The sequence below is a fragment of the Ruegeria sp. BG3 genome, from assembly GCF_056538485.1.
The window spans coordinates 1-24,956 of record NZ_JBQFTE010000014.1 but is presented as its reverse complement, the minus strand read 5'-3'; the positions used below and the strand labels follow the sequence as shown (position 1 = coordinate 24,956).

Annotated in this window: 26 protein-coding genes; 13 read left to right on the top strand and 13 right to left on the bottom strand. The window is 57.9% G+C overall.

Features of this window, described 5'->3' with window-relative positions:
• Positions 1–5 precede the first annotated feature (5 nt).
• A complete protein-coding gene (locus tag ACR0AI_RS20175; RefSeq protein ID WP_170474278.1) occupies positions 6–803 on the bottom strand; it encodes a glycoside hydrolase family 25 protein in 798 nt (265 codons plus the stop codon).
• Positions 804–1,169: 366 nt separating this feature from the next.
• Here ACR0AI_RS20175 and rplS point away from each other — a divergent pair, with 366 nt between their 5' ends.
• Positions 1,170–1,553: a 50S ribosomal protein L19 gene (gene rplS / locus ACR0AI_RS20170; RefSeq protein ID WP_170380501.1), complete on the top strand. Its 384-nt coding sequence runs from the start codon at positions 1,170–1,172 to the stop codon at positions 1,551–1,553.
• An 11-nt stretch (positions 1,554–1,564) separates the two neighbouring features.
• Entirely contained in the window at positions 1,565–1,786 is a 222-nt protein-coding gene (gene rpmE, locus ACR0AI_RS20165; protein WP_480676724.1) for a 50S ribosomal protein L31, read from the top strand.
• 118 nt (positions 1,787–1,904) lie between these two features.
• On the opposite strand, the gene ACR0AI_RS20160 is transcribed toward rpmE, so the two are convergent.
• A complete protein-coding gene (locus tag ACR0AI_RS20160; protein WP_480676722.1) occupies positions 1,905–3,491 on the bottom strand; it encodes an MFS transporter in 1,587 nt (528 codons plus the stop codon).
• 80 nt (positions 3,492–3,571) lie between these two features.
• Positions 3,572–4,459 (bottom strand): AEC family transporter, encoded by an 888-nt coding sequence (locus ACR0AI_RS20155; protein ID WP_480701451.1) that lies wholly within the window; start codon positions 4,457–4,459, stop codon positions 3,572–3,574.
• Positions 4,460–4,676: 217 nt separating this feature from the next.
• Between ACR0AI_RS20155 and ACR0AI_RS20150 the strand changes: the two genes are divergently transcribed.
• Positions 4,677–5,486 carry a division plane positioning ATPase MipZ gene (locus tag ACR0AI_RS20150; RefSeq protein ID WP_170463159.1) on the top strand — a complete coding sequence of 270 codons (810 nt, stop codon included), beginning with the start codon at positions 4,677–4,679 and terminating at the stop codon, positions 5,484–5,486.
• Positions 5,487–5,542: 56 nt separating this feature from the next.
• Here the strand turns inward: ACR0AI_RS20150 and ACR0AI_RS20145 are convergent, their stop codons facing one another.
• Positions 5,543–6,229 carry a GNAT family N-acetyltransferase gene (locus ACR0AI_RS20145; protein WP_480676718.1) on the bottom strand — a complete coding sequence of 229 codons (687 nt, stop codon included), beginning with the start codon at positions 6,227–6,229 and terminating at the stop codon, positions 5,543–5,545.
• 123 nt (positions 6,230–6,352) lie between these two features.
• Between ACR0AI_RS20145 and ACR0AI_RS20140 the strand changes: the two genes are divergently transcribed.
• Positions 6,353–7,288 (top strand): hydrogen peroxide-inducible genes activator, encoded by a 936-nt coding sequence (locus ACR0AI_RS20140; RefSeq protein ID WP_480676716.1) that lies wholly within the window; start codon positions 6,353–6,355, stop codon positions 7,286–7,288.
• A gap of 160 nt (positions 7,289–7,448) precedes the next feature.
• Here ACR0AI_RS20140 and ACR0AI_RS20135 read toward each other — a convergent pair whose 3' ends face one another.
• The 3 genes from ACR0AI_RS20135 to ACR0AI_RS20125 form a co-directional block, all read right to left on the bottom strand.
• On the bottom strand, positions 7,449–8,789 hold the full coding sequence (locus ACR0AI_RS20135; RefSeq protein WP_480676714.1) for a serine hydrolase domain-containing protein: 1,341 nt from the start codon (positions 8,787–8,789) through the stop codon (positions 7,449–7,451).
• An 81-nt stretch (positions 8,790–8,870) separates the two neighbouring features.
• Positions 8,871–10,127, bottom strand: a complete 1,257-nt coding sequence (locus ACR0AI_RS20130; protein ID WP_480676712.1) for an adenylate/guanylate cyclase domain-containing protein — start codon at positions 10,125–10,127, stop codon at positions 8,871–8,873.
• Between the two features lie 59 nt (positions 10,128–10,186).
• The gene (locus ACR0AI_RS20125) at positions 10,187–10,627 is read right to left on the bottom strand and encodes a MarR family winged helix-turn-helix transcriptional regulator (protein WP_480676710.1); all 441 of its coding nucleotides are present in this window, start codon (positions 10,625–10,627) and stop codon (positions 10,187–10,189) included.
• Between the two features lie 57 nt (positions 10,628–10,684).
• On the opposite strand from ACR0AI_RS20125, the gene hmgA reads away from it, so the two are divergent.
• The 4 genes from hmgA (at position 10,685) to ACR0AI_RS20105 (ending at position 14,373) form a co-directional block, all read left to right on the top strand.
• Positions 10,685–12,040 (top strand): homogentisate 1,2-dioxygenase, encoded by a 1,356-nt coding sequence (hmgA, locus tag ACR0AI_RS20120; RefSeq protein WP_480676708.1) that lies wholly within the window; start codon positions 10,685–10,687, stop codon positions 12,038–12,040.
• A gap of 6 nt (positions 12,041–12,046) precedes the next feature.
• Positions 12,047–12,670: a LysE family translocator gene (locus ACR0AI_RS20115; protein WP_480676706.1), complete on the top strand. Its 624-nt coding sequence runs from the start codon at positions 12,047–12,049 to the stop codon at positions 12,668–12,670.
• 20 nt (positions 12,671–12,690) lie between these two features.
• Positions 12,691–13,947, top strand: a complete 1,257-nt coding sequence (gene fahA / locus ACR0AI_RS20110; protein ID WP_480676704.1) for a fumarylacetoacetase — start codon at positions 12,691–12,693, stop codon at positions 13,945–13,947.
• A gap of 90 nt (positions 13,948–14,037) precedes the next feature.
• Complete coding sequence (locus ACR0AI_RS20105; protein WP_480676702.1) at positions 14,038–14,373, top strand: DOPA 4,5-dioxygenase family protein; 336 nt, start codon at positions 14,038–14,040, stop codon at positions 14,371–14,373.
• Here the strand turns inward: ACR0AI_RS20105 and ACR0AI_RS20100 are convergent.
• Positions 14,370–15,998, bottom strand: coding sequence for an acyl-CoA synthetase (locus tag ACR0AI_RS20100; RefSeq protein WP_480676700.1), 1,629 nt, complete (start codon positions 15,996–15,998; stop codon positions 14,370–14,372). The two genes, ACR0AI_RS20105 and ACR0AI_RS20100, sit on opposite strands and share 4 nt — an antisense overlap.
• A gap of 224 nt (positions 15,999–16,222) precedes the next feature.
• Between ACR0AI_RS20100 and ACR0AI_RS20095 the strand changes: the two genes are divergently transcribed.
• Both ACR0AI_RS20095 and ACR0AI_RS20090 read left to right on the top strand, forming a co-directional pair.
• Positions 16,223–17,614 carry an aminotransferase class III-fold pyridoxal phosphate-dependent enzyme gene (locus tag ACR0AI_RS20095; protein WP_170720392.1) on the top strand — a complete coding sequence of 464 codons (1,392 nt, stop codon included), beginning with the start codon at positions 16,223–16,225 and terminating at the stop codon, positions 17,612–17,614.
• Between the two features lie 142 nt (positions 17,615–17,756).
• Positions 17,757–18,575 (top strand): DUF2189 domain-containing protein, encoded by an 819-nt coding sequence (locus ACR0AI_RS20090; RefSeq protein ID WP_480676698.1) that lies wholly within the window; start codon positions 17,757–17,759, stop codon positions 18,573–18,575.
• A 95-nt stretch (positions 18,576–18,670) separates the two neighbouring features.
• Here ACR0AI_RS20090 and rplT read toward each other — a convergent pair whose 3' ends face one another.
• The 5 genes from rplT to pyk all read right to left on the bottom strand — a co-directional run bounded on the left by rplT (position 18,671) and on the right by pyk (position 23,128).
• Positions 18,671–19,036 carry a 50S ribosomal protein L20 gene (rplT, locus tag ACR0AI_RS20085; RefSeq protein WP_008756009.1) on the bottom strand — a complete coding sequence of 122 codons (366 nt, stop codon included), beginning with the start codon at positions 19,034–19,036 and terminating at the stop codon, positions 18,671–18,673.
• A gap of 14 nt (positions 19,037–19,050) precedes the next feature.
• A complete protein-coding gene (gene rpmI / locus ACR0AI_RS20080) occupies positions 19,051–19,251 on the bottom strand; it encodes a 50S ribosomal protein L35 (protein WP_010443552.1) in 201 nt (66 codons plus the stop codon).
• Positions 19,252–19,433: 182 nt separating this feature from the next.
• Positions 19,434–20,984 (bottom strand): alanine/glycine:cation symporter family protein, encoded by a 1,551-nt coding sequence (locus ACR0AI_RS20075; RefSeq protein ID WP_170380992.1) that lies wholly within the window; start codon positions 20,982–20,984, stop codon positions 19,434–19,436.
• A gap of 14 nt (positions 20,985–20,998) precedes the next feature.
• On the bottom strand, positions 20,999–21,436 hold the full coding sequence (locus ACR0AI_RS20070) for a universal stress protein (protein ID WP_480676696.1): 438 nt from the start codon (positions 21,434–21,436) through the stop codon (positions 20,999–21,001).
• A 246-nt stretch (positions 21,437–21,682) separates the two neighbouring features.
• On the bottom strand, positions 21,683–23,128 hold the full coding sequence (gene pyk, locus ACR0AI_RS20065) for a pyruvate kinase (RefSeq protein WP_480676694.1): 1,446 nt from the start codon (positions 23,126–23,128) through the stop codon (positions 21,683–21,685).
• 127 nt (positions 23,129–23,255) lie between these two features.
• Between pyk and ACR0AI_RS20060 the strand changes: the two genes are divergently transcribed.
• The 3 genes from ACR0AI_RS20060 (at position 23,256) to ACR0AI_RS20050 (ending at position 24,685) form a co-directional block, all read left to right on the top strand.
• Positions 23,256–23,993 (top strand): N-formylglutamate amidohydrolase, encoded by a 738-nt coding sequence (locus ACR0AI_RS20060; RefSeq protein ID WP_480676692.1) that lies wholly within the window; start codon positions 23,256–23,258, stop codon positions 23,991–23,993.
• Between the two features lie 61 nt (positions 23,994–24,054).
• Positions 24,055–24,294, top strand: a complete 240-nt coding sequence (locus tag ACR0AI_RS20055) for a DUF6868 family protein (RefSeq protein WP_480676690.1) — start codon at positions 24,055–24,057, stop codon at positions 24,292–24,294.
• A gap of 76 nt (positions 24,295–24,370) precedes the next feature.
• Positions 24,371–24,685 (top strand): DUF1244 domain-containing protein, encoded by a 315-nt coding sequence (locus ACR0AI_RS20050; protein WP_480676688.1) that lies wholly within the window; start codon positions 24,371–24,373, stop codon positions 24,683–24,685.
• The last annotated feature ends 271 nt before the right edge of the window (positions 24,686–24,956 follow it).

The following is a 24,956-nucleotide window of genomic DNA, read 5'->3' as shown; positions in this document are numbered from 1 at the left end:
GGCGTCTACCCTTTCCACTGCGCCCAAATCTCGGGCGGGCCGCTAAAGACGTTTATGTCGACCTTGCCCTGAACACCCGGCACCAGCCCGGTGCCAGTGTACTGCCAGAACCTCCAGACCGCGCCGGGATAGACCTGGCGAGGATGTCCCGCGACCGAGCGAAGCCAGAACTCGGTCTTTGACAACCGTCCGATATCGGTGTCCTGGTAGAAATCCACCGTCGTGTAGACGATCGGCCGACGGCCATAGTGACGTTCGAGGATATCAAGGAACTTTTGCGCCTCGGCCCGGACGATTTTGCCATCAGGGCGAAGGGTGCAGGTTTTCGAATGCGGCGTCCATTCCATGTCCAGCACATGCGGCAGGTCCGCGCCTTTCGGAACATTCTGAATGAACCACTGCGCCTGTTCGCGGGCCGGTCGGCAGAAATAGTAATAGTGATACGCTCCCCACGGCACACCCGCCGCCTGCGCGCCGCGGCGATGTTCGTCGAACATCGGGTCGGTAAAATCACCCCCCTCGGTCGCTTTCATGAACACAAAGCTGACGCCCGAGGCCTTGGCTTGACGCCAGTCAATCGGCCCCTGCCAGCGCGACACATCTAAACCGTGAACCGGATACAGGCCGGGATGTCGCCCGTCCCAGTCATGGGGGTCGGCATCGCCAAAATCGGGGTAGATCACGGCGGGCGCGGTCCGGTCCACGCCCGGTGTGGCCTCTACGACCTGCGGCGGAGGTCCTCTGCGTCCGCAGGACATCAATACTGCGGCCGCCAGGGCCAGCATGATTGCAAATCGGGTCATTGTTTCAGCCTGAAATAACTGCTCTTGTAATTGATCTCAGAATGCCTGATCCAACACACAAAGCAACGTCGCATTCGGGAATTGGCAAAATCCCACCGCTGATGCCTGCGATTTAGGCTTGATCCCTGTTCGCAAACCCCCTAAAGCAGCGCAATCCGGTGCCGTGTGACGCGACTCCGGTGTTTTGGTTTGTTTCATGGCGCACCGCTTGGCTTTCTTCGGCCTCCGCGTGTCAGGGCAGACCGGACCAAAGGAACATTCGATCTGACCTCTGGCGGGCTGTTCGCAGGACCCGGTGAAGACCAAGAGCTCTCAGGCCGTGCCCAAACTTCGTGGACCAACCACGAGCAGATAGGAGTGAATGCGATGGACCTGATCGCACAGCTTGAGGCGGAACAGATTGCCGCCCTGGGGAAAGACATCCCCGATTTCAAAGCCGGTGACACCGTTCGTGTCGGCTTTAAAGTGACCGAAGGGTCGCGTACCCGTGTGCAGAACTACGAAGGTGTCTGCATCGCGCGTAAAGGTGGCAACGGCATCGCCGGTTCGTTCACCGTCCGCAAAATCTCGTTCGGCGAAGGCGTGGAGCGTGTGTTCCCGCTGCATTCGACCAACATCGACAGCATCACCGTTGTTCGCCGTGGCCGCGTCCGTCGCGCCAAACTGTACTACCTGCGCACCCGTCGTGGTAAATCCGCACGTATCGCAGAGGTCACCAACTACAAGCCCAAAGCTGGCGCCGAAGCGTAAGGAACGGAAAGATGAAAAAAGACATCCATCCCGATTATCACGTCATCGACGTCAAAATGACCGATGGCACCGTTGTTCAGATGAAATCCACCTGGGGCAACGAAGGCGATCAGCTGGCTCTGGAAATCGACCCCTCCGTGCACCCCGCATGGACCGGTGGTTCGTCGCGCCTGATGGACGCCGGCGGCCGCGTGTCGAAGTTCAAAAAGAAATACGAAGGTCTGGGCTTCTAAGCCTTACCGTGTTCGGTTTCGAAAGGCCGTCCCTTGGGGGCGGCCTTTTTTTCCGACTAAATGCATGATGCACGTCACGCTGGCCTGTTTCCAAAATGAAATCGGATCGATAACTGTCTTACTTCGTCAGTTCCACAGCACTGTGTAGTGGCGGCACGGGTCCGCGCAGCAGCAGCAGCGCCAAAACCATCCCGATCAGAGCGGCAATTGCAGCGACCACCATTGCGCTGTCAAAGGCGTTGTCCTGCAAATCCCGTAGAGCCTCAGCCAGAGCTGTTCCTGCCGTCGGCTCCAAGCTGGTGAGTAACTGCTGGACCTGGCCAGGTTTGCCATGGGTTAGCGCATGTGCCAGATCAGCACGCTGCGAAGATCCCGAGGGCAGTGCGTCAATCACTTCGGACAGGCCCCGGCGTATGGTGATGGACTCTGCCAACCCACCGACCACTGCCCCCATGGTTGCTCCGAAATAGAGACAGGCGTTGATCACGCCTGAGCCCTGCCCAACATGCTCTTCGGGCAGAAGGCGCAGGCCGAGGCGTGGCAGAAGCGAGAAACAGATACCCAACCCGATCCCGACGATCAGCAGCTTCCACCAAATTTCGGAATATTGCGTGGTATTCGAAACTGTCGTCAGCAACAGGAACCCACATGCCATTGCCCCCAGACCGATCGCAACCGGCCACTGGAAACTGTAGGGCGCCAGAAAGCGGGGCGCGGTGACAGATATGACAAACATGCTGAGGCTTAGCGGCATAATCGCCAATCCCGCTCCGATGGAAGTATAGCCAAAGGCATCTGGCGATTGCACAAATGTGTTGAAATAGACAAAGAAACAGAAAAGCGTGAAACCGGTAAAGAACATTCCCGCGGCGGCCATGAAGTAACGCGGATGGCGGAAATACCGCAGCTCGATCAACGGGTCATCACTGCGACGCGAAACAATGACCAGCAGGACGGTCGCCAGGGCCGCCACAGCCAGCGGTATTAGCGTCAGCGGTGTGCTCCACCCGCCGCTTTCCCCATTGCTAAGCGCAAAGGACAGCGGCCCGAGAAACAACAGAATGGCAACTGCTCCGGGATAGTCGAATCGTGCCCCGGCAAGGCGTGTGTCAGGTACGTATTTTCTTTTGCTGACATGCAACCCAATGATAAAGGCCACGACCAGTAGAACCAAATCGGCGGCAAACACCGCGCGCCAGCTGATGTAGTGCCCAAAGGCACCGCCTACAATGGGACCAACGCCGATAGCCAGCCCGACAATCGCGCCCCAGAAACCGGTGACACCGGCTCTCTGCTCCTCAGGTGTCGCCGCTGTCAGCAGGGAAAGAGAGGTTCCGAACAACGCCGCCGCCCCCGCGCCTTGCGCTCCACGCCCGATCAACAGCATAGTCGCATCTTGCGCAAACAGGACCGAGCCAGACCCAAAGGCAAAGACGACCATACCAAAGAAGAAAACCCCCATCTTGCCAGTGATATCGCCCAGACGACTGACGATGGTAACAAGCGAGGCGCTGGCGACGGTATAGATCGCCATTACCCATTGCAGGCCGGACGGTGTCAGGTCGAATTCGGCTTTCAGGTTGGGCAGGATCGTCGCAACGGCGGTGGTGTTAAACCCCACAACCATCATGCAGATTGCTGTCATCGCCAGCACCACGCGGGCGCGGGCTTGTGGGGTTACGTCTGTCGGCGTCTTTCCGTTCATCGTGTCACCCTGAGCTTGTGGCTCTTTACCGCAATTTTTCAGTAGATTACCGATTTTTGCAGCTACGCATAGGGTTTACGTCAAATCCAATAGGTCAAGGCCAGCGGTAGAACGAGTATGGTCGTCAAGGTAGACACTAGGATGAACCCGGCGACATCCGGGCCGTATTCCGGTACGTGCTGGTCGATGAACAGGTATGTCGCTACCGAGGACGGCATCAGGCTGCACAGGATCAGGGCACCACGCTCGGCACCTGTGAAGCCAAAAAGCCAGACCAGACCCATGGCGATGCCCACAGCCATGACCAGATGCAGTCCGGTCAGCAAGACGGCACGCCCCAGACTGGCAATCCTTAGCGTCGCCAGCGTGTGGCCCAGTGTCAGCAACATCAGCGGGATCGACAACCCGCCGAGGATATCGAAGGACTTGGCAATCGGTTGCGGCAGGCTGGTCCCTGTAGCCATCAGGATCAGCGACAGGGCCACGGAATAGATGATCGGCGATGTGACCAGCTTTATGACCGAGAACACTCCGGCCGGGATCCACATGCCAACAGTAAAGATGCTGATCAGCACAACGACGACAAAGGCCATTGTGTAGGCCATCCCCGCATCGCCCAGCGCAAGCAGAGTGATCGGTAGGCCAATATTGCCCACATTCCCATGCATCAGAGGGGTCAGAAACGCCCTTACAGGCAGGCGCAGAAGCCGCAAAGCCACAAAGCCCAGAACGCCAAAACTGGCCACAGCCAGCGCGGCGGCGCTCATCATATCCAGAAACGTGCCCAGATTCAGCTTGGTGCCCGCAAGATGCGACAGGATCAGGGTCGGATAGCCGACCCGCGAGACGATCCCTCCGACCACCTTATTGTCAAACGGAGACTTGGTAAGCGCCAGCCCATACCCGATGCCCACGCAAATCAGGACCGGTAAAACCACATTCAGAACGCTCAGGAACAGCTGCTCCAACCGGTATCCTCCTGTCCGATCCCCGATTGAACAGTGAATCACGGACCCGGGTTTGGCAAGCATGGCGTTCTAAACTGCCAAAGCGATTGGGTTTTCCAAATTAGAGCCTGTTATTGGTCGAAACAACGCTCCGAGGTTCTTTTCTTCCCCGCTGACACAACATATAGTGGCTCATAACAACGTGTGGACAAACACGGTAGGGCTTGGGAACGACGGCATGGCACATATCATAGTAGTGGGGAACGAAAAGGGCGGCGCAGGCAAATCGACCGTTTCCATGCATGTGGCCACCGCTCTGGCGCGTCTGGGCCGCAAGGTCAGCACGCTGGATCTGGACCTGCGCCAGCGAAGCTTGGGACGCTATTTCGAGAACCGGGCGAATTTCTTAAAAAACGCTGAGGCGACACTGCCCAGCCCGCGCCACCACGACCTGCCCGAGATCGACGCCAGTACCCTTAAACCGGGCGAGAATATCTATGACCATCGTCTTTCGGCGGCTGTTTCGCAGCTTGAGAATGACAGTGATTTCATCCTGATCGACTGCCCCGGCTCACACACCCGCCTCAGCCAGGTAGCGCATTCGCTGGCCGATACGCTGATCACACCGCTGAACGACAGTTTCATTGATTTCGACCTGCTGGCCCGGATTGACTCCAAAGGTGAGAAGATCCTCGGCCCTTCGGTCTATTCCGAAATGGTTTGGAACGCGCGGCAACTACGGGCGCAGGCTGGTTTGAAACCGATCGACTGGGTCGTCGTGCGTAACCGGGTGGGTACTCAGCGCATGGTCAACAAGGAAAAAATGCAACGCGCGATCGAGATGCTGTCGCAACGCATCGGGTTCCGCGTCGCTTCGGGCTTTTCCGAGCGGGTCATCTTCCGCGAGCTCTTTCCCCGTGGCCTGACTCTGTTGGACCTCAAAGATATTGGCGTCAAACAGCTGAACATCTCGAACATCGCCGCGCGTCAGGAGCTGCGCGACATGATGCGCGAGTTGAACTTGCCCGGCGTCGAGATCGACTTCTAAGCGCTATTTGAACCGCTTACTCGCCAGACCTGGCAACCCCAATCGGGCACTACAGCCTAAGACGCGCGGCGGTAGCGCTCGAATGTTATCCAGACAGTGTCACGAGAAATCTCGGCAAAGCGGCACTTCTTGAGGATCGATTGAGACGCAATATTGCTCTCGTGCACAACCGCAAAAAGCCGACTAATCTCAGGGTTTAGACGCAAGCACTGCGTGCAGAATTGCGCTACGATGGAGCTGGCATACCCTTTGCCCCAATGCTGCTCGCCGATCCAATAGCTAATTTCGGCGCTGTCTTGTCCCACCCTCAGTATTCTGGCTTGCCCGATGACAATGTCGTCTACCGTGGCGGCCAAGACTTCGTGATGATCTTCACCCGTCAATTCGATCAACTGTCGCGCGTCATCCTCGCTGATTGCACCCGGGTATCGATCGGGCAAATATTGCCACAATCGTTCTGACGAGAGCATGGCAGCATAGTCAGCTGCATCCTGCGCTTGCCAGCGACGCAACCGAATTTGCCGAGATTGAGGCCGGCTGGATGTTTCAGATATGTCATCCTCACAGAGCAGAGGCACCCATCCGATTTGCACAGGATCATATGCCAACTCGATGCCACGCATCTTGCACCAGTCAATTTCGTCCCGCGAAAGGACACCCTGCGATCGCGAAGTGGGCAAGTGGACTGAGGATAGAAATGCGCGGACATCGTCCGTTTTGGCAAAGTTGTTTTGAATATTCATGTAATCCTCCGAGCAAACGCACCAAAAACAAGCGCTCTAAATTAGGCCACAAGATAATGATGGTTGTTTCGGCCCAATATAATAGCCTATTGTGTTAGAAACTTTGATTGGAAAAACCTATCAATGGAATTGCAGCTGACACTAAAACAACTGGCTTACTTTCGAGCGCTGGCCGAAACTGGTCACTACAGAAAAGCCGCTGAGCGGATAGGTATCAGCCAGCCATCTCTGAGCCTGCAGATTGCCAATCTCGAAGCCGCGCTTGAACTGAAACTGGTCGAGCGCGGCAGAGCCGGAGCAGTACTGACACCAGAGGGGCGGGAAGTACTGGAAAAAACCCGAAGCATCTTGTCAGAGGTCGCTTTGCTGCAAGAAACTTCCGGCCGGATGAAATCCGAGCTTGCGGGCACGTTCCGACTGGGATCATCACCAACCCTCGGTCCGTACCTTTTGCCGCGTGTTTTTCACCACCTGCATGAAAACCACCCGAACCTAAAACTAACAGTGCGAGACGGAGCGCCATCCGAACTGATGCAGGAGCTTCTAAGCGGGGTACATGATTTCATTCTGACGCAATTGCCCGTGAACTCGTCAGACGTCACGATCCTGCGCCTGCTTCGGGAACCTCTGAAACTTGCGGTGGCCCGAAATCACCGCCTTGCCCACAAGGAAATGGCCAATGACCAAGATCTGAAGGGTGAGAGCATTCTGGCGCTCTCTCGTCGTTTCACACTTCACAACCAAGTAGCGGACCTCGCCAGTACTTTGGGGGCCAACCTCCTCCACGACTACGAGGGCACAAGTCTTGACGCAATTCGGCAGATGACAGCGGTGAATATCGGCGTTTCCTTTCTTCCCTCGCTCTACGCCGCATCTGAAATTCCGGAGGTCGGCGGAGATGTGGTTCTGGTGCCCTATCGCCCGGGACGGTTGAACAGGTCCATCGGTCTGGTTTGGCGAAAGTCCAGCGGTCACCACAAGACGTTCGCCTTCCTTTCGGAGATTATTCTAAGTGTCGCCAGAAATGAGTTTTCGGGACTGGTCAGCATCGAGGGCTAGAAGGAGTGCGTTTGGACCGATATGCCTGCGAGCAGGTGTTTCTATTTCAGGATAGAAAACCGAATTTGGCCAATCCGCTCTGGCACCTCTTTTCAGAGATCGATGCAGCAGGTCTGAGCAAGAGGAAAACCTGTGACCGCCGTCTGTGCGCTGCAGCACTTCAGCCGTCACCCACAGCCGCGATCAGAGCTTTGGCCAAAGGCAGTGGCGAATATCCCAACCGTGACGGCGTCAGCCCCAAACGCACTACGACCATATCTTGCGAAGGAAAAATGCCGACGGATTGGCCGTCATGGCCCTGCAGCCAGACGGTGTCCTCGAATTGCGGCTCACCACGTGGGCCGTCCAACCACATGTGCCCTTTGGCATAGGCCCCTTCCGAGATTGCAACGGGTTCGAACATCCAATCGGTGTAGCCTTCGGGCAAGATATGTTGCCCTTTCCAAACACCGCCCTGCAGCAGAAACTGCCCAAAGCGCGCCCAGTCGCGCGCGGTGGCGTACATGTAGCTTGAACCCACGAAAGTATCCGTCCCATCGGTCTCCATCACAGCTGAGTGCATTCCCAGAGGGTCGAACAATGCCTTACGGGGGTAGCCGAGGTCGCCCTCTTCAAGCTGGCCCTGCCACACCCGCGAAAGAACTGTGGACGTGCCCGAGGAATAGCTGAACCCGGTCGCAGTGGGATAGGCGGCTGGGCGTCCGGCGGCGAAATCGACCATGTCATCCTTGAGATACAGCATTCGCGTTACGTCCGAGACGTCGCCATATTCTTCATCCCATTGCAGACCACTGGACATGGCCAGCATGTCCTCGACCGTGATGTCGCGGCGCGAGTCCCCGGCCCAATCTGGGAAGATATCCGTCAGATCATCGCCCAGCGCCATATCGCCCGACTGGATCAGCGTACCAATCAACCCTGCGGTGATGGTTTTCGTCATCGACCATCCCAACAAAGGGGTTTCTGCGTCAAAGCCATCAGCATAAACCTCAGCAATGATGCGCCCGTCCTTGACCACCACGACGGCGCGGTAGCCTTCGCCCAGCAAGGACGGGTCCGACAATACATCAGCCAGCGCGGGGTTCTCGGACAGAACCACCTCATTTCCATACGGCCAAAGACCGTTGGGTACGGGCGCGGGTTCGGGCAGGGTGTGATCCGCCAACGTTACGTCGTGCACATTCGTGCATCCCAAACCGGGGCGATACTGGGATGTGGCCGGAGCGAAGAAGCCAAACATACGCGCCTCGACCGATTGGCCCTGTTCGTCGACGCTGACCGAAACCTGCTTCAGCAACGGATGCCCCGGCGCCTGCACATCACTTTGCAGCACGGTATCGGCATCGCGCCCGGCAAGGAACACGTTCGAACAGACGATCTTGGCGGAATAGTTGGTGCCCACTTTCAACAGATCCGGTGGCGCGACCCAAAGGTAGCCGCCTGCTGCGACAACAGCCAGCGCCAATGCGCCAACCGAGTATTTTAGAACCTTCCTGAACATGCCCCCATTTCGGGCCTAGGCGGCCCGCCTCTTTTTTCCATTTGACCAGAGGGTTTCACCACGACGCGCGCCACGCCACCGTTACGTTGCGTTCTTGGCCTCTGTCTCGTCCGAGACCTGCGTGGGGCTGTAGATCGTAAACAGCTCTTTCGGTTCGTTCACACCGCGCAACATGTAGCGCCCGACCGAAATCAGTTCCTGGCTGCAGGGTTGTGCGGCGCGGGCGACGTCGTCGGAGACGAGAATCCTCTGGCCCAACGACCGGTGCATCCCGGCAATCCGGGCCGCCTGATTCACCGCAGGGCCAATCACCGTGAAATCCAGCCGGGTTTCTGATCCGATATTGCCATAGAGGATCTCACCCGAATGCAGCGCCAGAGTGAAATTCGCCACCCTCTGCCCATCTGCCAGTCGTTGCGCGTTCAGCTCTTCCATCCGGCTTTGCAGCATGGCGACAGCGGCCAGAGCCGCGCGGGCATCAGCGTCGCTCTCTCCCACATCAAACATAGCCATCAGCCCGTCACCCATGAATTTTAAGATGTTGCCACCATTGTCGTGTACCACGCCCACGGCAACGGCCAGATAGTCGTTCAGCATGTCGATGATCTCGTGACCCGGCATATCCTCGGACAGGGTGGTGAAGCCTTCGAGGTCGAAATTCCAGATCACCGCATCAATCTGCTGCAATGAACCGCGACGGATTTCGCCAGACAGGACACGCCGCCCCGCATCGCGCCCCAGATAGACGCGCATCAAATCCTTGGCCATGGTCTGGTTCTTGGCGGATTTCAACGCAAGCCCAAGATGCGGCAGCGCGATGTGAATTTTCCCCAGATCGCTGTCATCAAAACCGGTCGGAGCGTCGCTGGTCCAGGACATCAGCACTCCATCACCGATCTTTTTCTCACCCGCCGGGCGCACCTGTTCCGAGCGTTCAAACGACACGCCCGTTGCGTAGTAATCCGTCGCTCCGATCTCGCGCAGGTCATTCAACAAGGGGAAACGGCTTGGTTCGTTCTGGTCCACCAGTCGAACGCGAAGGTCATCCATGTCCTTATGCAAAAGCGCATAGAGAGGGCTGCGTTGCCAGACTTCACTTGGGGTGTCGGTGTTTGCGAACCGTTCGGATTCCCCGCCGGAATCCCGATACCAGCTATAGCCAGTGCCGCCGTAAAGCGGATGCAGCGTCGACTGCGCCGCGTGGAATCGCATCAGTGGAAGCCCCAGATCAATCAGGCGGTTGCAAAAGCCGTCCAGCAATTCTTCCTGACCAGCCCCTTCAAGCCCTTTGGAAACAAGCCAGTCGATAAGGTCAAAGATGGGATCTGAAGAGGTCATGGAACTGTCCGTCAAAGTATTGCCCTGAATGTGGGCTGCGTGATGGAAATTACCAGACCTTATGCCATCCCTGCCAGTCGCCGCAGCATTTTCCTCAGCATGGCGGCCTCTTCTTCTGAGAATGCGCCCGCCAGTTTCGCGTCATATCGCTCGGCGATGCCGCTCAGTTCACGATAGACGGCTTGACCGGCAGGTGTCAGCGTCAGCCATTCGACCCTTCGGTCGTCCTCATCCCTTGTGCGTTTGAGGTAGCGGCTTTGTTCCAGCTTATGAACCGCGCGGCTGATCTTGGTTTTGTGCAGTTTCGCACGCGTGCCAATCTCTTTCGCGGTCAGAGTGCCCAAGACACCCAGATGGAACAGCACCCGCCATTCGCTGCGCAGCATGCCATAGCGTTCTTTGTAGAGGCGCTGAAACTCCAACGAGGCTGCCTCAGCCGCCTGATTCAACAGGAACGGCAAAAAACTCTGCAGATCAAAATCATCTTTTTCCTGGGACATGCTTGTTAGTTACAAAAACAACTAATATCTCACAAGCAGAAAACCGAGGAGTTCACGATGTCCCAAAAGACTGAACCGCATGGTCTGACGCAGGCTGCTACACCGGTCGGAACGCATCCCGGCTATATGCCGGGCTTCGGCAATGATTTTGAGACCGAGGCGCTGCCCGACGCGCTGCCGCAGGGCATGAACAGCCCGCAGCGCTGCAACTATGGCCTCTATGGCGAACAACTCAGCGGCACGGCCTTCACCGCCAACCCACCCGAGCGGACGTGGTGCTACCGCATTCGCCCGTCGGTCAAGCATTCGCATCGCTATGAGAAAATTGACCTGCCCTACTGGAAATCCGCGCCCTGTATCGACCCGGATGTGATCAGCCTTGGTCAGTATCGCTGGGACCCGGTTCCGCATTCTGACGCCTCTTTGACCTGGTTGACCGGCATGCGCACCATGACGACGGCAGGGGATGTGAACACGCAGGTCGGCATGGCCAGCCATGTGTATCTGGTCACCGACTCGATGGTTGATGACTATTTCTTCTCGGCCGATTCCGAGCTGCTGGTGGTTCCGCAAGACGGTCGCTTGCGGTTTGTGACCGAGTTGGGGATCATCGATCTGGAGCCGCAGGAAATCGTAATCCTGCCGCGCGGGTTGCTCTACCGTGTTGAAGTGCTGGAAGGTCCGGCACGCGGATTTGTCTGTGAGAATTACGGGCAGAAATTCGAACTGCCAGGGCGCGGACCGATCGGTGCCAATTGCATGGCCAATCCGCGCGATTTCAAAGCACCCGTCGCGGCGTTTGAGGACCGAGAGGTGCCCTCAACCGTGACGATCAAATGGTGTGGGCAGTTCCACGTCACTCGGATCGGTCATAGCCCGCTGGACGTGGTGGCCTGGCACGGCAACTATGCGCCTTACAAATACGACCTGCGCACCTACTGCCCAGTCGGAGCGATCCTTTTCGACCACCCGGATCCATCGATTTTTACCGTCCTGACAGCGCCTTCGGGCCAGCCCGGCACGGCCAATATCGACTTCGTCCTGTTCCGCGAACGTTGGATGGTGGCCGAGGACACCTTCCGCCCGCCGTGGTACCACAAGAACATCATGTCCGAGCTGATGGGCAATATCTACGGCCAGTATGACGCTAAACCTCAGGGCTTTGTTCCGGGCGGCATGAGCCTGCACAACATGATGATCCCGCACGGCCCGGATCGCGAAGCGTTCGAAAAAGCCTCAAACGCCAATCTGGGGCCGGACAAGCTGGACCACACCATGTCCTTCATGTTCGAAACCCGCTTTCCGCAGCATCTGACCGCCTTTGCCGCAACCGAGGCCCCCTTGCAGGACGACTATATTGACTGCTGGGCCTCGCTTGAGAAAAAGTTCGATGGGACACCGGGAAGGAAATAACCTGCCATGAGCTTTGATATCTGGATCACCTATGTCGCCACCGTCCTGCTGCTGATGAGCACTCCAGGACCAAGCCAGCTTCTGATGCTGTCGAACTCGGCCACCAACGGGCTGCGCCGGGGCGTGTTCACGGCTGCTGGTGATCTGACGGCGAACCTGTTGCAGATGTTGGCGGCGGGTCTCGGGCTTGCCGCGATCATTGCGGCCTCAGGCACCGCGCTGGCTGTGATCAAATGGCTGGGCGTCGCATATCTGGTCTTTCTCGGCGTCAAAGCGATTGTCAAAGCAAAACCTCAAACCGCGCAAACCGCACAAATGGCCAGCCGCAAAACCTTGTGGATGCAGGGCTTCATCACGTCAGCCGCCAATCCCAAAGCAGTGGTGTTCTTTGCTGCACTGTTTCCGTTGTTCATCGATGGCGCGCTACCTTTCTGGCCGCAATTCGCGATCCTCTCGGCCACCTATCTGATCATGGACGGGTTGTTTTTGATCGCTTACGGGGCCAGCGCCAGTTGGCTGGCGACGCGGCTAAAAGGGTCTGCGCGGCTGTGGCTGGATCGCGCGGGGGGCGGTTTCATGATTCTGGCTGCCGTTCTACTGGGGCTGAAGTCCCTGCGAGACGCTCAATAAACCAAGACAAGGATCAAAAGATGCCTTTGCTGAAATCCTGGGTCGCCTCGGCCAATGATGCGACCCATCCATTTCCGTTGAACAACCTGCCCTACGGGGTCTTTGCCCTAGGCGAAGAAGAGCCCAGATGCGGCGTTGCCATTGGGGATATGATCCTCGATGTCACCACCGCCGAGGCCGAAGGGCTGATCACCCTGACCGATGAGCCTCTGTTCGACCTGCCCTTCTGGAACCCTTTGATGGAGCAAGGCCCCGCCGTCTGGGCCGCCCTGCGCGACCGATTGACGGCGCTACTGTCTGAAGGCGCGGCGGCACAAGAGGCGGTGGAGCCCCTGCTGGTACCGCAAAGCGCGGTTGTCATGCACATGCCCTTCGCGGTCAGCGAATACACCGATTTCTACGCTGGTCGGCATCACGCCTTTAACGTGGGCTCGATGTTCCGGGACCCCGAAAACGCGCTGCCGCCGAACTGGTTGCATATTCCCATTGGGTACAATGGCCGGGCATCGTCTGTCGTGGTGTCGGGTACGGATATCCGCCGCCCGTGGGGGCAGCTGAAGTCGCCCGATCGGGACAAACCTACCTTCCTGCCCAGCCGCCGCTTCGACTTTGAGCTCGAGATGGGGGCAATCGTTGGCACTCCGTCCGACGGCCCGATCTCGGTGCAGCAGGCGGACGATCATATCTTCGGCTACGTGCTGCTGAACGACTGGTCCGCCCGTGACATTCAAGCGTGGGAGTATCAGCCCCTTGGGCCGTTCCAAGCCAAGGCCACGGCCACATCCGTCAGCCCATGGATCGTGACCAAACCGGCACTGGAGCCGTTCCGCTGTGACACGCCCGAGCGCGAATTCGAGTTGCTGGATCACCTGAAGGACTGCGGCCCGATGCTATACGACCTTTCGCTTGAGGTGACGCTGGCCCCCGAGGGGCGGGCTGCGACCACAATCACCCGCACGAATTACAGCGAAATGTACTACTCCGCCGCGCAACAACTGGCCCATCACGCCAGTTCGGGCTGCCCGATGAACACCGGTGATCTGTTGGGGTCCGGCACGATTTCCGGGCCGACGCGCGATACCCGAGGTTCGCTGCTGGAACTCAGCTGGGGCGGCAAAGACCCCTTGAGCCTTGAAACCGGTGAGGCCCGCAGCTTCCTTGAAGACGGAGACACGCTCACCCTGTCCGGCGCGGCAAAAGGGGATGGCTACACAATCGGGTTCGGGACTTGCCATGGCACTGTACTACCGGCGCTGGAAGACCCTTTCAAACCCTGAGCCATGCCGCACAGCACCTGTGTGCCGGTGTTGGTAGGATTGAGCGCCAAGACCGCCTAGGTTCATTGCATCCAAGCAATGAGGCCCCCGATGTCTGAGATCACCGGCTATCACGCCCATGTCTATTTCGACGCCGACACACAGGATTTAGCGCAACACATCTGCGAAGAGGCCGCCCACCTCTTCCCGGTGCAGATGGGACGCATGCATGCGCGCCCGGTTGGCCCGCATCCGAGGTGGAGCTGCCAGCTGGGCTTTGCCGCCGACGCGTTCGATCAGGTCATTCCGTGGTTGATGCTCAACCGACAGGGCCTGACGATCTTCACCCATGCTGAAACCGGCGATCACCTGGCCGACCACCGGGATCACGCCTTGTGGATGGGAGAGCTTTTGGATCTGGATCTGTCGATCTTCGACAAAGCCTAGCCCAACGAACGCGCCTGATCCCGCAGCACAAATTTCTGAACCTTACCGGTGGATGTCTTGGGCAAAGTTCCGAACACCACCGTCTTGGGCGCTTTGAAATGGGCCATGTTGTCCCGGCAGAACGCAATCAGATCGGCCTCGGTTGCGCTGGCCTGAGGTTTTAGCTCAACGAAAGCACAGGGGGTTTCGCCCCATTTCTCATCCGGGCGGGCGACCACTGCGGCCTCCATAACCGCAGGGTGCTTATAAAGGACACCTTCAACCTCGACGGATGAGATATTCTCACCGCCCGAAATAATGATGTCCTTGGACCGGTCCTTCAGCGCGACATAACCATCGGGGTACATCACCCCCAAATCGCCCGAGGCAAACCAACCGCCGTTGAACGCCTTGTCGGTGGCATCGGGGTTCTTGAGGTAGCCTTTCATCACCACGTTGCCCTGCATGAAGATCTCACCCATGGTTTCGCCATCAGCGGGCACAGGCTCCAGCGTTTCGGGATCGGCCACCATCAGGCCCGAAAGCGCCGAATAGCGCACGCCCTGACGCACCTTGAGGGCGGCCCGTTCGGCTGGAGCCTTCAGGTTCCACTCATCCTTCCACGCGCAGACGACTGAAGGGCCGTAGGTCTCGGTCAGGCCGTAGACATGAGTCACCTCGACGCCCATCCCCTCCATCGCTTCGATCACGGCGGCGGGCGGCGGGGCACCGGCGGTCATGACCTTGATCTGGTGGTCGAAATCCTTGAGGTGATCGGGGGCATGCGCCAGCATATTCAAAACGATGGGCGCGCCGCAGAAATGGGTGACTTTCTCCTCTCGGAAGGCGGCATAGATCGGCTCGGCCCGAACCGCGCGCAAGCAGACCGAGACCCCGGCATTCAGGGCCATGGCCCACGGGAAGCACCAGCCATTGCAGTGGAACATCGGCAGGGTCCACAAATAGACCGAATGCTTCGGCATACCCCAATCCAGCAGGTCAGACTGCGCGTTCAGGGCCGCGCCCCGGTGATGATAGACCACGCCCTTGGGGTTGCCGGTCGTACCAGAGGTATAGTTGAGCGTAATCGCATCCCACTCATCCGCGGGCAGAGACCAATCGAACTCCGGATCGCCTTCGTTCAGCAGGGCGTCATAGGTCAGGCTGCCAAGGCGTTCGCCACCATCAAAGCTAGGATCTTCGATATCGATCACCAGCAGGTCATGATCGACCTGCGGCAGCGCCTCTTTGACGACGGCGGAAAACTCAGGGTCGACCAACAGCACCTTGGCCTCGGCGTGGTTAAGGATGAAGGCGATGATCGGCGCGTCGAGGCGCGTGTTGATCGCGTTCAGAACAGCGCCGGCCATGGGAATACCGAAATGGGCCTCATAGAGCTCGGGGATGTTGGCGGCGATGATCGAGACGGTATCGCCCTTGCCCACCCCACGGGCCGTCAGGGCGCTGGCAAGACGGCGGCAGCGCTCATAGGTCTGCGCCCAGCTGTAGCGGCGGTCTCCATAGACGACGGACGGATAGCCGGGGTACACCGCCGCCGTCCGTTCAATGAAGCTGAGCGGGGATAGCGGCGTGTAATTCGCACGGTTCTTATCCAGATGACGCTCATACATATTGGCTGCTTGCATCCGCCAACCCTCCCAATTCGCGTGTGTCGCCACATGACCATAAACACAAGGCTGTGACCATCTTGTAGAAATACGACAACTGGCGGGGCTCTGGCGATACGCTATGATGACATCTGGCCCTATATTCGCGACCCCATTCGCGGTGATCTGGGCCATCGCAATTACTTGCTATCGTGGGACCGATCCCACAATCTGCACACCGCATCAGACTGAAAGGACATGTCATGGACGGCACGTTCAACGAAAACGATCTTTCCCGCGTGGTCGAGGCCGACCGCGCCCATATCTGGCACCACCTAATCCAGCATAAACCCTTTGAAACAAACGATCCCCGCATCATTGTCGAAGGCAAAGGCATGCGTGTCTGGGACCAGAAAGGCAAAGAGCATCTGGATGCGGTCTCTGGCGGCGTCTGGACGGTGAACGTCGGCTATGGCCGCGAATCCATCTGTAAGGCGGTCTATGACCAGCTTATGAAGCTCTGCTATTTTGCGAATTCGGCAGGGTCGATTCCCGGATCTATCTTCGCGGAAAAGCTGATCGAAAAGATGCCAGGCATGAGCCGGGTTTATTACACCAACTCGGGCTCCGAGGCGAACGAGAAAGCCTTCAAGATGATCCGTCAGATCGCGCATAAGCGCTATGGCGGCAAAAAGACCAAAATCCTGTATCGCGATCGCGACTATCACGGCTCGACTCTGGCGGCGATGTCAGCGGGTGGTCAGGATGAGCGCAACGCGCAATACGGCCCGTTTGCTCCGGATTTCGTACGTGTTCCCCATTGCATGGAATACCGCAAGCACGAACTTAACGGCGCGCCGGAGGAAAACTTTGGCGAGTGGGCTGCCGACCAGATCGAAGAGGTCATCCTGCGCGAAGGGCCAGACACCGTTGGCGCGCTGTGCCTTGAGCCGGTGACCGCAGGTGGCGGTGTGATCGAAGCACCCGAAGGCTACTGGCAGCGCGTTCAGGAGATCTGCAAGAAGTACGACGTGCTGCTGCACATTGATGAGGTTGTGTGCGGCGTCGGTCGGACAGGTACTTGGTTCGGCTACCAGCAGTATGGCGTGAAGCCTGACTTTGTCACCATGGCCAAAGGCGTTGCCTCGGGCTATGCGGCCATCGCCTGTCTGGTCACCACCGAAGAGGTCTTTGACATGTTCAAAGACGACGCGGCGGATCCGATGAACTATTTCCGTGACATCTCGACCTTCGGCGGCTGCACCGCTGGTCCGGCCGCGGCGATCGAGAATATGCGCATCATCGAGGATGAGAACCTGCTGGGCAACTGCGTCGAGATGGGCGATCGCATGATGGGTAACCTACAAGCGCTGATGGACAAGCATAAGGTCATCGGTGATGTACGCGGCAAAGGCCTGTTCCTGGGTGCCGAACTGGTTGCAGACCGCTCCACACGTGAACCGATGGACGAAAAGAAGGTACAGGCCGTTGTGGCAGACTGCATGGCGCAGGGTGTCATCATCGGCGCGACCAACCGCTCGCTGCCGGGTCGCAACAACACGCTGTGCTTCTCGCCTGCTCTGATCGCGACGGCTGATGATATCGACCAGATCACCGATGCGGTCGACGGTGCGCTGGGACGTGTGTTCGGCTAGCGAATGAAAACCGGGAAACCGGGGGATCACGCCCCGGTTTCCCGACCTCTGGGCCGCAAGCCTTTTTGCGAACCAGACGATCAGACACACCTCTTGCTCTTGCGCATCAACCGTCGCAGACTTGCAAGCAGAGGAGTGTATCATGACACCCAAAACCTCAGACTCGGAACCGTCGGGCGACATGGCATCGCCGCAAGGTGCAGCGCTCAAGGTCAACACAGTAAGCGCGCAGGACATCAAGGACTCACTGAAGGCGGGCGTGGCAGACTTTCTGGCCCGCCCTGTCATGAGCGGGTTTTTCGGCCTGTTCTACGCCGTTTTTGGCATTGTCTTTGTGTGGTGCCTGATCTGGCTCGGCAAGGTCTGGATGATCATTCCGGCCATTGTGGGCTTTCCACTGGTCGCGCCCTTTACCGCTGCCGGGCTCTATGAGATGTCCCGACGATTGCAGAACGGGGAACAGTTCGGATGGTCCGATATCTTGACGGTGATGGCCAATCAACGCAAACGCGAGATGGGCTGGATGGCCTTTGTCACCCTGTTCATTTTCTGGGTATGGGTCTATCAGGTGCGCCTTTGGTTGGCGATCATCCTGCAGAATGCCTCCTTCTCGGACTTTGACGGATTTCTGAACACCGTCTTCTTCACGCCCGAAGGCTGGACGTTTCTGGCCATTGGCACCTTTATCGGCGCGGGCCTGTCGGCCGTGCTGTTTTCGGTCACCGTTGTCGCCATGCCGCTGCTTCTGGACCGAGAGACCAACTTCGTTTCGGCCATGCTGACCTCGATCCGGGTTGTTACCGAAAACCCTGTGGTGATGCTGGGTTGGGCAGCAATCATCTCGGCAACAATGCTGCTCTCGCTGATCCCAGCCTTTCTGGGCCTGATCTTCACCCTGCCGATCCTTGGCCACACCACGTGGCACCTCTATCAGCGCGCCGTCCCTCCGGCCGAGGACTGAACGCGGTCCCCGTTGGGGAACAGGCGCACATCCAAAACAAAAAAAGACCGCCCCAAGTGGGACGGCCCTTTGTTCACTGTCTCTCTTTTCAGAGATCAGGCAGCAAGAGCGGCCTGAGCTTTGGCGACGATCGCACCGAACGCTTCCGGTTCGTGTACGGCCAGGTCGGCCAGAACTTTGCGGTCCACTTCGATACCGGCCAGGTTCAGGCCGTTGATGAAGCGGGAATATGTCAGAGCCTCGTCATGCGAACGGACAGCAGCGTTGATACGCTGGATCCAAAGCGCGCGGAAGTTGCGCTTGCGGTTCTTGCGGTCGCGGGTTGCATACTGGTTGGCCTTGTCGACGGCCTGACGAGCAACTTTGAAGGTGCTCTTGCGGCGGCCATAGTAACCTTTGGCGGCCTTGATAACCTTCTTGTGACGGGCGTGAGTTACGGTTCCACCTTTAACGCGGGACATCTCTTAATCTCCTCTTAGCGGTCGTAGGGCATGTAGCCCTTGACGATCTTGGCGTCGGGGGCGGACAGGGTGGTGTTGCCACGGGCGTCGCGGATGAACTTCTTGGTCCGCTTGATCATGCCGTGCCGTTTGCCGGCCTGGCCAGCAAGGACCTTACCGGTCGCAGTCACCTTGAAGCGCTTCTTGGCGCTCGACTTGGTCTTCATCTTAGGCATTTCCGTCTCCTTTCAGGGTTCGGTACTAAACGCGACTCGGCATGCCATCTCGGCCGGTCACGCGATCAGATGCGCCGTTTACGCAAGTTCGGTCATACTGGCAAGGGGGTTTGGCCCAGAATCTGCGCTTTTCGCAGCGGCCCAGGCACCGGGGCAGCATAGGGCCACCCCGGTGTATTGGTTTAGTGGCTGAATTTGCGGATTTCGCCGCTCTTCAGACGCTCGGAGTAGGACGCCAGCTCCTGACGCACCACTTTCATCAGGAAGTAGAGCGCAAAGACGTTCACAACCGCCATCGCAAAGATCGCCGCATCCGAGAAGTCGATGACCGGGCCAAGGTTGGCCGCCGCACCAATGACAACGAAGATGCAGAAAATGATCTTGAACACCAACTCTTTGGTGTGGCCTTCGCCGAACAGATAGGTCCAGGCTTTGAGGCCATAGTAGGACCAGCTGATCATGGTCGAGAAGGCAAACAGGACCACGGCAATCGCCAGAATGAACGGGAACCAGCTGAACGCGCTGCCAAAGGCCGCCGAGGTCAGGCTGACGCCGGTATTGCCGTCGACCGTTGCAATCGCATTGCCCGCTTCGTTCAGCATGTAGTTGCCGGTTGCCGGATCAACGATCAGCTGCTGGGTGATGATGATCACCAGCGCCGTCATTGTACAGATCACAACCGTGTCGATGAACGGCTCAAGCAGCGAGACAAAGCCCTCGGTGATCGGTTCTTTGGTCCGTACGGCTGAGTGCGCAATCGCTGCGGAGCCCACACCCGCTTCGTTCGAGAAAGCCGCACGACGGAAGCCCTGGATCAGCGCACCGACCATACCGCCAGCAACGCCAAGCCCGGTGAAGGCACCTGCGAAGATCTGACCGAAGGCCCAGCCGATCTGGTCGGCGTGCATCAGGATGATGACCAGCGCCGCCAGCACGTACATGACACCCATGAACGGCACGACCTTTTCGGTCACACGCGCGATGGATTTCAGGCCACCCACGATCACCGCAAAGACGATGCCCGCAAAGACCAGACCTGTGATCCAGCCCGGATAGTCTCCGACAATCCCGGCAATCTGCTGGTGCGCCTGATTGGCCTGGAACATGTTGCCTCCGCCCAACGCGCCAAGGATACAGAAGATCGAGAAGAGCACGGCCAGGATTTTGCCGCCCGGCAGGCCAAGCTCGGCAAAGCCTTTGGACATGTAATACATCGGGCCGCCCGAGACGGTGCCGTCTTCATATTCGTTGCGGTATTTCACACCCAATGTACATTCGGTGAATTTCGACGCCATGCCCAGCAGGCCCGCGACAATCATCCAGAATGTGGCACCCGGACCACCGATCCCGATGGCAACCGCCACACCGGCGATATTCCCAAGACCAACGGTCCCCGACAGCGCGGTGGCAAGGGCCTGAAAATGGCTGACCTCACCCGCGTCATTGGGGTCGGAGTAATCGCCTTTAACCAAGCTGATCGAGTGTCCGAAGAATCGGAATTGCACAAAGGCAAAATAGAGCGAAAACACTGTGGCCGCGACGACCAGCCACCCCACGATCCATGGGAATCCAGTGCCCGGAAACGGCGCGAAGATAAAGCTAACGAAGGGGCCGGTAAAATCCGCGAAAGCCTGATTGATCTTCTCGTCCAGACCCGGCGCCTCTTGCGCGAAAGCGGGGCCAGACATCAGAGCCATGGTCGCACCAAGGCCCAGTTTTTGAAGCATATTCATCCTAATCCCTCCGCTCAGTTCACAACCGTGACAGGCACGTCGGCATGCATGACCAGATTCTGGGTCGAGCTTCCAAACAGCCGTTTCTTGAACCCATCCGCCGAGGCCCGGCCGACGATGATCTGAGTGCCGCCGTTTTCAACCGTGATCGCGTTCAGCGTCTCGGCCACGTCGCCATGGCGCACGATGCCCTGCGCTTCGAACCCATCGGCCTTCAGCGCCTCAACCGTAGGGGCAATGATTCGCGAGGTGGCCAGTTCGACCTCTTCTTCGCGCCGCTTGTGCCGTTGGGCGTTTTCTTCCGGTGTTTGGAAAGTGAAAGGGGACCATTCGATGACATAAACAACCAGCATTTCGCATGAGCCAATCCGCCCGGCCAAATCCTTGGCAAAGGCGACGGCGCGCTCTCCGGTTTCTGTCCCGTCCAGTCCAATGACAATCTTTGTTGTCATGACGTTCCTCCAATTTTTTTCTGGTTTGACCGGGACCCGTGCCCCCGGTAGAGCGACCGGAACCTGGAACTATCTGAGATGATCGCCCTAAGGCTAAGTATCCGGCAAAATCACCAAAAAACAGAGGTATTTTTGCTGCATACAACCCTACGGGCATCTTCCCCTTGAAAACAAACAGGAAAAGTCGCCTAAAAATTAGGCGGCTTGAGAATTCTCAATATGATCCTTTCTGAAATCCGGTCAGACTCATCCCGGATCGGTGTTGTAGATCAGCCGCTCGTCACACGGCGCAATACGCAGAATATTGGTGGTTCCGGGGACATTGAACGGAACGCCTGCGGTGACAACGATCTGATCGCTTTCGGCGGCGAAGCCACCTGCGCGCGCGGCGCGGGCCGCATTGACCACGGCCCCTTTGAACCTCTCAAGCTCGGGCGTCATCACACAGTGACAACCCCAGCTTAGGCACAGGCGGCGGGCGGTTCCAGTCGCTGGCGTCATGGCGATGATCGGCACGCCTGGACGTTCCCGTGCCGTTAGCAACGCGGTGGTACCGCTTTGGGTGAAACAGCAGATCGCCTTGATGTCGGTCTTTTCCGCTATCTCGCGCGCGGCCGCCACGATACCATCCGCGATGGTCGACCCTTTGGCAGTACGCGAGGCCGCGATGATCTGCGTGTAGGTCGGGTCGGCCTCGACCTCGATGGCGACCTTGTTCATGGTCTGCACGGCCTCGATCGGGTACGAACCTGCCGCAGATTCCGCGCTGAGCATGATGGCATCCGTGCCTTCGTAAATAGCGGTTGCAACGTCCGAGACCTCGGCGCGGGTTGGCATCGGGCTTTCGATCATGCTCTCCAGCATCTGGGTCGCGACGATGACCGGCTTAGCCGCACCACGGCACTTGCGAACCAGACGTTTCTGGATGGGAGGCACCGCCGAAACCGGCAACTCAACCCCCAGATCGCCCCGCGCCACCATGATCCCGTCTGATGCGTCGAGGATATCGTCAAACGCCTCTACCGCTGCAGGCTTTTCGACCTTCGACAGGATCGACGCTCGTCCATCCGCCAGCGCACGCGCCTCGAACACGTCCTTGGCCCGCTGCACAAAGCTGAGCGCCAGCCAATCCACGCCCAGTTGGCACACAAACTCCAGATCGTCGCGATCCTTGGCTGACAAGGCCGCCAGTGGTAGCAGCACATCAGGCACGTTCACACCTTTGCGGTTCGAGATCGTCCCGCCCACCTCAACCGTGCAATTGGCGAAATCCTGACCGCAGTCCTGCACGGTCAGACGGATCTTGCCGTCATTAACCAGCAGCCGCGCACCGGGTTCCAGCGCCGCAAAAATCTCAGGGTGTGGAAGGCAGACACGGTTGATATCGCCGGCCTCGGGGTCGAGGTCCAGCCGGAAGGCCGCGCCCTCTACCAGTTCTTCCGCATCATTGGCAAAGACCCCAACACGCAGTTTCGGGCCTTGAAGATCGGCCAGGATCGCGATCGGACTGTCCAGATCCTTTTCCACCTGACGAATGATGCGATGCCGTTCGCGGATCTCGTCATGGCTGCCATGGCTCATGTTCAGGCGAAAGACGTCGGCCCCGGCCTCATGCAAAGCCCGGATGGTGTCATAGTCATTGGACGCCGGTCCCAGCGTCGCCACGATTTTTACATTTCTAAGGCGTCGCACTGGTTTCGCTCTCCTCAATCCCACGGTGATGCGGCAATGTTACCGCAAACAGTATGTGGGTGGTTATTGCGCAATTCCCTTTTGGAAGCAACTGCCATACACCTGCCGCAAACTTGATGACAGGCACATGACATACACTCCGTTTTTTATCCATGGCGAGGATCGCCCGTCCCGATGGCTGATCACCTGCGATCATGCGACCAACACCGTCCCTCCCGAAATCAACGGCGGGGATCTAGGATTGCCGCGCGAAGATATGGAACGCCACATCGCCTATGATGTCGGCGCCTACGAGGTCTCGAAACATCTGGGCGAGATCCTGAACGCGCCGGTCATTGCAGCCAATTTCTCGCGCCTTGTGATTGATCCGAACCGGGGTGAGAATGACCCGACGCTGCTGATGAAGCTCTATGACGGTTCGATCATTCCCGGCAATCGCCACGCTGATGCGGCCGAGCGTGAGCGGCGTTTAGACATGTGCTACCGCCCCTATCACGACGCGCTTGGACGGCTGGCCGCCCTGCCCCATGCGGTGATCGTGTCGATGCACTCTTTCACCCGCCAACTCCGCGGTCGCGAACCACGCCCTTGGCATGTAGGCGTTCTGCACACCCCGGATGAGCGCTTCTCACGCCCTCTGATCAATCGCCTGATGGCCGAAGACGATCTGTGCGTCGGCGTGAATGAGCCTTATACTGGCGTTCTGCCCGGCGATGCCATCGACACGCATTGCACCTCACATGGTCGGCCAAACGCATTGATCGAGCTTCGCAATGATCTAATCGCGGATCACGCGGGACAGCGGGCCTGGGCAGAACGGCTGTCGGTGATCCTTCAGGATGCGCTAACAGACAGCGGCCTTTGATCGCACATTGTTGTGAGCTGCACCTTCAGCCCCCACATTGGAAACCGGGAAGGAGGCGACCATGACACAAGAGTTGCTGACAAGAGTTTTTGGCTGGATGGCAATACTGAACATCGCTGTTTTGCTGTTCACAACCCTTATGATTGTGCTGCTAAAGGATTGGATTGCAGGCGTTCATGCCGGAATGTTCCAAATGGAACAGCCTGATGTAAAGCGTGCCTATTTTCGCTATCTGGCCAACTACAAAATCCTCACGCTGATTTTCTGCATCATTCCGTGGCTGGCATTTAAACTGGCCTAACGCAGAGTCAGTTGAAACACCCCCATCAGAGCGTTAATTCGGAAATAGACAGCATCCAATTCCTCGGAGCCACACCATGGACAAGCAAACTGAAATCGAACTTCAAGCCGCAGCGTTCCGTCGGCTGCAAAAGCACTTGATGGAAGATCGCACCGACGTTCAGAATATCGACATGATGAATCTGGCCGGGTTCTGCCGAAACTGTCTGTCACGCTGGTACCAGGAAGCAGCCAACGATAAAGGCATCGAGATGGAAAAAGACGAGGCGCGTCAGATCTTCTACGGTATGACCATGGATGAATGGAAAGCCAACTACCAGACCGAAGCCAGCCCCGACAAACAGGCCGCCTTCAAGGTCGCGTTTGATGAGAATGTCACAAAAAAGGACTGAGAGCTCTTAGCCAAGAGGTGAATAGCTTAAACTTCTACGCTTTTCTCATAGGGCAGAACTCAAGGGCACGCTGTGATGAATTCCAACATTTTTCGAGTTTAGGTTGGTGCGCAAACCCACGAGACCTCCCGACGGGCGCTATATCGCTGTAATAATGTAATATTTTTGGGTTATGAGATTAGGATTTGAACCTGCGACCTTGAGGTTATAGGCCTGACGAGGTGAGAACGCTAAGCGATTGATCCAGTGGATCAATTGTAGTCTGAACGGG

Excerpts from the sequence above, each read along its gene's own strand:
- rplT (WP_008756009.1), bottom strand. The coding sequence starts at position 19,036 with ATGTCCCGCGTTAAAGGTGGAACCGTAACTCACGCCCGTCACAAGAAG.
- ACR0AI_RS20090 (WP_480676698.1), top strand. The coding sequence starts at position 17,757 with ATGACACCCAAAACCTCAGACTCGGAACCGTCGGGCGACATGGCATCG.
- rplS (WP_170380501.1), top strand. The coding sequence starts at position 1,170 with ATGGACCTGATCGCACAGCTTGAGGCGGAACAGATTGCCGCCCTGGGG.
- ACR0AI_RS20105 (WP_480676702.1), top strand. The coding sequence starts at position 14,038 with ATGTCTGAGATCACCGGCTATCACGCCCATGTCTATTTCGACGCCGAC.
- ACR0AI_RS20070 (WP_480676696.1), bottom strand. The coding sequence starts at position 21,436 with ATGACAACAAAGATTGTCATTGGACTGGACGGGACAGAAACCGGAGAG.
- ACR0AI_RS20095 (WP_170720392.1), top strand. The coding sequence starts at position 16,223 with ATGGACGGCACGTTCAACGAAAACGATCTTTCCCGCGTGGTCGAGGCC.
- ACR0AI_RS20140 (WP_480676716.1), top strand. The coding sequence starts at position 6,353 with ATGGAATTGCAGCTGACACTAAAACAACTGGCTTACTTTCGAGCGCTG.
- ACR0AI_RS20125 (WP_480676710.1), bottom strand. The coding sequence starts at position 10,627 with ATGTCCCAGGAAAAAGATGATTTTGATCTGCAGAGTTTTTTGCCGTTC.
- rpmI (WP_010443552.1), bottom strand. The coding sequence starts at position 19,251 with ATGCCTAAGATGAAGACCAAGTCGAGCGCCAAGAAGCGCTTCAAGGTG.
- rpmE (WP_480676724.1), top strand. The coding sequence starts at position 1,565 with ATGAAAAAAGACATCCATCCCGATTATCACGTCATCGACGTCAAAATG.
- ACR0AI_RS20175 (WP_170474278.1), bottom strand. The coding sequence starts at position 803 with ATGACCCGATTTGCAATCATGCTGGCCCTGGCGGCCGCAGTATTGATG.
- hmgA (WP_480676708.1), top strand. The coding sequence starts at position 10,685 with ATGTCCCAAAAGACTGAACCGCATGGTCTGACGCAGGCTGCTACACCG.
- ACR0AI_RS20050 (WP_480676688.1), top strand. The coding sequence starts at position 24,371 with ATGGACAAGCAAACTGAAATCGAACTTCAAGCCGCAGCGTTCCGTCGG.
- ACR0AI_RS20055 (WP_480676690.1), top strand. The coding sequence starts at position 24,055 with ATGACACAAGAGTTGCTGACAAGAGTTTTTGGCTGGATGGCAATACTG.
- ACR0AI_RS20100 (WP_480676700.1), bottom strand. The coding sequence starts at position 15,998 with ATGCAAGCAGCCAATATGTATGAGCGTCATCTGGATAAGAACCGTGCG.
- ACR0AI_RS20115 (WP_480676706.1), top strand. The coding sequence starts at position 12,047 with ATGAGCTTTGATATCTGGATCACCTATGTCGCCACCGTCCTGCTGCTG.
- ACR0AI_RS20075 (WP_170380992.1), bottom strand. The coding sequence starts at position 20,984 with ATGAATATGCTTCAAAAACTGGGCCTTGGTGCGACCATGGCTCTGATG.
- ACR0AI_RS20160 (WP_480676722.1), bottom strand. The coding sequence starts at position 3,491 with ATGAACGGAAAGACGCCGACAGACGTAACCCCACAAGCCCGCGCCCGC.
- ACR0AI_RS20060 (WP_480676692.1), top strand. The coding sequence starts at position 23,256 with ATGACATACACTCCGTTTTTTATCCATGGCGAGGATCGCCCGTCCCGA.
- ACR0AI_RS20130 (WP_480676712.1), bottom strand. The coding sequence starts at position 10,127 with ATGACCTCTTCAGATCCCATCTTTGACCTTATCGACTGGCTTGTTTCC.
- ACR0AI_RS20150 (WP_170463159.1), top strand. The coding sequence starts at position 4,677 with ATGGCACATATCATAGTAGTGGGGAACGAAAAGGGCGGCGCAGGCAAA.
- ACR0AI_RS20135 (WP_480676714.1), bottom strand. The coding sequence starts at position 8,789 with ATGTTCAGGAAGGTTCTAAAATACTCGGTTGGCGCATTGGCGCTGGCT.
- ACR0AI_RS20145 (WP_480676718.1), bottom strand. The coding sequence starts at position 6,229 with ATGAATATTCAAAACAACTTTGCCAAAACGGACGATGTCCGCGCATTT.
- fahA (WP_480676704.1), top strand. The coding sequence starts at position 12,691 with ATGCCTTTGCTGAAATCCTGGGTCGCCTCGGCCAATGATGCGACCCAT.